This window comes from Xanthovirga aplysinae (assembly GCF_009711365.1).
GTDB classification, from domain to species: domain Bacteria; phylum Bacteroidota; class Bacteroidia; order Cytophagales; family Cyclobacteriaceae; genus Xanthovirga; species Xanthovirga aplysinae.
This window is the reverse complement of sequence record NZ_SMMB01000987.1, coordinates 1-6,286: the sequence shown is the minus strand read 5'-3', so window position 1 is coordinate 6,286 and position 6,286 is coordinate 1. Positions and strand designations below refer to the sequence as shown.

The following is a 6,286-nucleotide window of genomic DNA, read 5'->3' as shown; positions in this document are numbered from 1 at the left end:
GATTTTATAAAAGATATGAAAAAAGCAAATTATCTCATTTTATCGGCATTTTTGATTTTGGCCGGCTGTGGTTCAAAGGACCTGAATGATAAAAAGGCGATGCTCGAAGAATTCAGGAAGGAAGAAAGAGACCTCGTCAATAAAATTCATGAACTGGAAACGGAATTGGCTAAGGAAGACCCGGAATTTGCTGCTTCTTTGGTGAAGAAAGTGTTGATTACTACACTGAAAGTCAACCCTCAACCTTATGATCATTTTATGAGCTTTAGAGGGAATGTAGAATCTGACCTGAATGTGATGGTATCACCAGAAATTGGTGGAATCATTGAAAAAATTTATGTGGTGGAAGGCCAAAAGGTAGCAAAAGGACAAAAATTGTTGACTCTTGATGGTTCTATCCTGCGAAATAGTATTGCAGAATTGAAAACCTCTTTGGAGTTGGCCGAGACGACTTTTGAAAGACAAGAAAGGCTTTGGAAGCAAAATATAGGTACTGAAATGCAATTTCTACAAGCCAAAAATAATCGAGATGCCCTGGTGAGAAAACTCTCAACTCTTAATGCTCAATTAGAACAAACTATTGTTCGGGCACCCTTTAGTGGTACGGTAGACGATGTGCCTGCTAAAGTGGGACAATTGGCTTCTCCAGGAGCTTCTTTGGTGCATATAATTGGTTTAAATCAAATGTATGTACGGGCAGATATTTCAGAGACCTATGTCGGTAATTTTGACAAAGGTAACTTTGTGCAACTCACCTTTCCGTCTTTAAACAAGACTGTTGACTCTGAAATCCGATCTGTAGGGCAAGTAATCGATCAGGTGAATCGTACCTTCCTTTTGGAAGCGAAAATGCCAGATTTAGGGGGTGCTATTAAGGCCAATGAGGTAGCATACTTAAAAGTAAGGGACGAACATCATGATAATGCCATAGTTGTTCCGTCTCACCTTATTCAGTATGATGATGAAGGAGATTATGTCTTCATTAATCAAAAAAACACTGCTAAAAAGGTCTATATAACCAAAGGTTCTCAATACAATAATATGACCCGAATCATAAAAGGTTTGAAAGGTGGAGAACAGTTAATTAACGATGGTTCAAGGCAAGTGGAAAATGGCTCCAAAACGAAATTTGCCACCAAAAAATCCTTGTAAACACCGATCTCTAAATTTTTTGAATGAATAATATGGAGAATAAAGAAGAGAACAAAAGCGTAAGAAAGTTTGGGTTAACTACCATGTCGGTTAAAAACCGTATTAGTGTGGTGGTGCTTATCATCATGGTTGTGTTGATGGGCTTTTACTCCTTTCAGACATTACCAAGAGAGAACTTTCCTGATATTGTGGTGCCCAAAATGCTTATTAACACCCCATATCCTGGCAACTCTCCGGTAGATATAGAAAACTTAGTAACCCGTCCTATTGAACAGCAATTAAAAGCATTGGATGGGGTTAAGGAGATCCTTTCCAATTCAATGCAGGATTACTCTATTATTACTGTTGAATTTTATCCTACCGTAGATTTGACAAAAGCATTAATTGACACTAAAGATGCTGTTGATAAAGCTAAAATCGATTTACCAGACGATCTGGATCAGGATCCCAATGTTCAGCAAATCAGTTTCTCTGATATGCCTATCATGTATATCAACCTTTCGGGGGATTTTAATGATAAGGAATTAAAGGTCTATTCGGATTATTTGAAGGATGAGATAGAGAAAATGGGAGAAATTAACCGGGTGGATGTAAGCGGTTTGCAAGCACGGCAGATCCGGGTAGATCTGGACATGTTTAAAATGGAGGCAGCTCAAATTAATTTTGAAGATGTCAACCAGGCTATTGCGAATGAAAACATCACCATGTCGGGAGGTAACATCCGTAGTGGTGGGTTCAATAATTCCCTACGAATTGATGGGGAATACAAAGATCCGGAAAAGATCAAAGATATTGTTATCCGAAACAATAGTGGCAAAGCAGTTTACCTAAGAGATATTGGAACAGTAACAAATGGATACGATGATCGTCAAAGTTATGCCCGTCAGGACCAATTACCAGTAGCATCTTTAGCTATTGTGAAAACCGATGGAGCTAATTTGATCGAAGCTTCTGATAAAATTCGTGAAATAATTGATGAAGCTCAAACTGGTTTATTTCCGGCAGATTTGAAAATATCCATAACCAATGATCAATCGGATAAAACACGGAAAAGTGTAGAAAACCTCGAAAACAACATTATTACCGGGGTTATTCTTGTAGTGTTAGTGCTTCTTTTCTTTATGGGAGCAAGAAATGCCCTTTTTGTGGGTGTGGCTATTCCAATGTCTATGTTCCTTTCCTTTATTGTACTTAACTTTTTAGGAATAAGTCTGAACATGATGAGTTTGTTCGGATTGGTATTGGCTCTTGGAATGCTGGTTGATAATGGTATTGTGGTGGTAGAAAATATTTACCGTTTAGTGGAAGAGGAAGGCTATAAACCTGTACGTGCTGCCATAGAGGGGGTAGGGGAAGTGGCCTGGCCTATTATCGCTTCAACGGCAACCACTCTGGCTGCATTTTTTCCTCTAATGTTTTGGCCGGACATTATGGGACAATTTATGTTTTATCTACCATTGACGCTGACTGTCGTATTAAGTTCTTCTTTGTTTGTAGCCCTGGTGATTAATCCGGTTATCACTGCTATTTACATGAAACCTCATGCGGATGTAAAGCCAAATAAGAAGCGAATGATGGTGGCTGCAGCGGTATTATTGGCTATAGGAATTCTTTGCTATTTCGCCAAATCATTGACTTTTGGAAACTTATTGGTCTTTTTTGCCCTTCTTATTCCTGTTAATGTATTCTTTTTGACGCCGGTTTCTAACTGGTTTCAAGATAGATTATTACCAATATTAGAGGGTGCTTATTATCGTTTCATTACTTTTGCCCTGAAAAAGTATAATCCTATTTTTGTCTTTTTCGGCACATTCCTGTTGTTGATTTTCTCTATATTTTTGTTGGTAGTAAAGTCTCCGAAGAGCAGTTTCATGCCGGATAACCCACCAAATGCGGTGAATATTTATATTGAAAAGCCGTTAAATGTGGATCTGGACAATACCAATGATTTTACTAAAGAGATTGAGAAAAAGGTAGCCAAGATCCTGGAACCATATCAGTTTATGATTGAATCTATGGTAACCCATGTGGGAATGGGGGCCTCTGACCCTTCTATTCAGCCGCCGGTGTTAGGAGCCACTCCGAATAAATCAAGTATTTCTATTTCCTTTGTAGATTTTGAGTTGAGAAATGGAGTAGAAACCAGTATGATCTTAGAGGAAGTAAGACAGGCCTTAACTGGTTACCCGGGAGTGGATATTAGCGTAGATAAAGATAAAATTGGGCCTTCTCAAGGGAAACCAATTAACCTGGAAATTAGTGGGGAGGATTATCCTACATTGATTAGAATCTCTCAGGATATGAAGCGCTTGATCAATGAATCGGGGATTCGAGGGATTGAGAATTTACAATCGGATTTACAAAACGATAAACCTGAAATGGCAATTCAGATTGACCGGGATGCAGCCAGAAGGTATGGTTTATCAACCGGAAAAATTGCCATGGAACTGAGAACTGCTCTTTTTGGAAATGAAGCTTCCAAATACAAGGAAGGAGATGACCAGTATAAAATTCAGGTGAGATTGATGGATAAATATCGTTATGATCCTGATCAATTAATGAATCATAAAATTTTCTTCCGTAATAATAAAGGAGAGGAAAAACATATTCCTGTAGCGGCGGTGACGAATGTGAAATATGGTTCCACAATTGGTTTGATTAAGCGAAAAAACCTGGATCGGGTGGTAACACTCTACTCAAATTTGGAGGGGGGATATAATGCCAATGAAGTGGTTGGTCAATTAAAGACGTTGCTTAAGGATTATAAAGTGCCTCCAGGTTATGATTTTAAATTTACGGGAGAGCAGGAAGATCAGGCTGAGACATCTGCTTTTCTAGGCAGGGCATTGGGTATTGCCGTCATGTTGATCTTTTTTGTAATTGTTGCTCAGTTTAATTCGGTCATTTCTCCTTTTATTATTATGTGTTCTGTTTTACTGAGTACCATAGGGGTATTCATGGGGCTTGTTACATTTAATATGGAATTTGTGGTGTTAATGACCGGTATCGGTATCATCTCATTGGCTGGGGTTGTGGTAAACAATGCCATTGTATTAATTGATTATACCAATTTGGTGCGAAGCCGTAAAAGGGAGCAACAGGGGCTTCATGAAGATGAACGCTTATCTATTCCCGATTTGAAAGCTTCCATTATTGAAGCTGGTAAAACCAGGCTTAGACCAGTAATGCTGACTGCCATTACAACAATTTTAGGATTGCTTCCAATGGCATTGGGAATAAACTTTAATTTTATTACTTTATTTACGGATCTTGATCCTCAATATTATTCTGGAGGAGATAGTGCCTCTTTCTGGGGGCCAATGGCTTGGACAGTGATCTTTGGGTTGACTTTTGCCACTTTCTTAACTTTGGTGGTAGTACCGATTATGTACTATTTATCAGATAGATTGGTGTTGAAGTTTAAGCCTGTAAAAGTTGCTGAAAAACAGAAAGTGGAAGTGGGGGCGTAAGTTTATTTGAATTAATTTTTGTGAAAGACTGTAAAGACAAGGCTTGCCTTGTCTTTACTATTTTAGGAGTAATATTGATTTTTATTAACCCTATAATTGGCTGGTTGGAAATTAGCATTCTTTCCATTATTTTACAGGATTTTGCGTTATTTAAGTCTAAATAATATTTTTAGCAGAAGCTATGTGGAAGACCGTTGAACAACTTTTAGTGGCATTTGGAAATCATGCCTGGGGCTATCCTCTTTTATTCTTGTTGGTAGGAGGAGGGATTTTTCTTACCCTGTATTCCCGATTTTTACCTTTTCGTTATTTTAAACATGCTGTGGATGTTCTGAGAGGAAAATTTGATAACCCCGATGATCCGGGGGATGTTAGCCATTTTCAGGCACTATCTTCTGCATTGGCATCTACTATCGGCATGGGTAATATTAGTGGAGTGGCCGTTGCTATTGCCTTGGGAGGGCCAGGTGTTCTTTTTTGGATGTGGATGAGTGCTTTTATTGGTATGGCTACCAAGTTTTTTACCTGTACTCTGGCTGTAATGTTCAGAGGAAAGGATTCCGAAGGTCAAGTTCAAGGTGGTCCCATGTATGTTATTGAGGAAGGATTGGGTAAGAAATGGAAACCTTTAGCTCTTTTCTTTTGTCTGGCAGGAATTTTTGGAGCCTCCCCGCTTTTTAATGCCAATCAATTGACTCAACTGCTTCGTGATGTTTTATTTATTAATTCAGGCGTAGTGTCTGCTCGTAGCTTTGGCCTTGATATCACCATTGGTCTTTCTTTATTGGTTTTAGTTTCATTAGTGGTTTTCGGAGGAATTAAGCGAATTGCTCAGGTGGCATCCAAATTAGTACCTGCCATGGTGGTCTTGTATTTACTTTGTGTGGCATATATCCTCTTTGTTAATATTGAACTTGTGCCTTCTACTTTTGTGCTCATTTTTGAAGATGCTTTTTCTGCAAAGGCCATGCTTGGTGGTGCTGTAGGGGCAATCATTGTAGCAGGAATCAGAAGAGCGGCATTTTCCAATGAAGCCGGAATTGGAACTGCTCCCATGGCGCATGGTGCTGCCAAAACTACAGAGCCGGTACGGGAAGGTTTAGTGGCCATGTTGGGGCCTGCCATTGATACCTTAGTGGTTTGTACCCTTACTGCCTTAGCTATTTTAGTTACTGGCGCATGGCAAGATGGTTCAGTTTCGGGAGTAAGCATGACTTTAAAAGCTTTTGAGATGGCCATGCCCGGAATAGGTTCATATTTGTTGCTTAGTTGTGTTTCTATTTTTGCTATTACTTCTCTATTTGCCTATTCTTATTATGGAACCAAATGCCTTTCATACGTAACTAATGTTCGTTTTGGGCGATTTTATAACCATTTTCATGTGGTTTGTATAGTGATCGGTGCGGTTTCTTCTATTACTGCCGTGCTCAGTTTAATTGATGGAATGTTTGCTCTAATGGCTGTGCCTACCATGATTTCAACGTTGCTCCTTTCTCCTAAGGTAATGAAGGCAGCTAAAGTGTATTTTGCAAAACAAAGAGATGGGGAATTAATTCCAATGCAAAAGAAAAGGGTGTTTGTGAAAAGCTAAGGCGAAGATGTTTTTCAGCCAAAGATGCTCCCAAAAAACTTTACCTTATAATCTAAAAAGAGAAATGCTTAAT

3 protein-coding genes are annotated in these 6,286 nt (G+C 38.9%); all 3 read left to right on the top strand.

What is annotated here, in order from left to right:
- Positions 1-1,152, top strand: a 1,152-nt coding sequence (locus tag E1171_RS09685) for an efflux RND transporter periplasmic adaptor subunit (RefSeq protein ID WP_222931458.1), incomplete at its 5' end; no start/stop codon positions are given.
- Between the two features lie 32 nt (positions 1,153-1,184).
- Positions 1,185-4,622 carry an efflux RND transporter permease subunit gene (locus E1171_RS09680; RefSeq protein ID WP_187696368.1) on the top strand — a complete coding sequence of 1,146 codons (3,438 nt, stop codon included), beginning with the start codon at positions 1,185-1,187 and terminating at the stop codon, positions 4,620-4,622.
- A 181-nt stretch (positions 4,623-4,803) separates the two neighbouring features.
- Positions 4,804-6,213, top strand: coding sequence for an alanine/glycine:cation symporter family protein (locus E1171_RS09675; protein ID WP_155205802.1), 1,410 nt, complete (start codon positions 4,804-4,806; stop codon positions 6,211-6,213).
- Positions 6,214-6,286 lie beyond the last annotated feature (73 nt).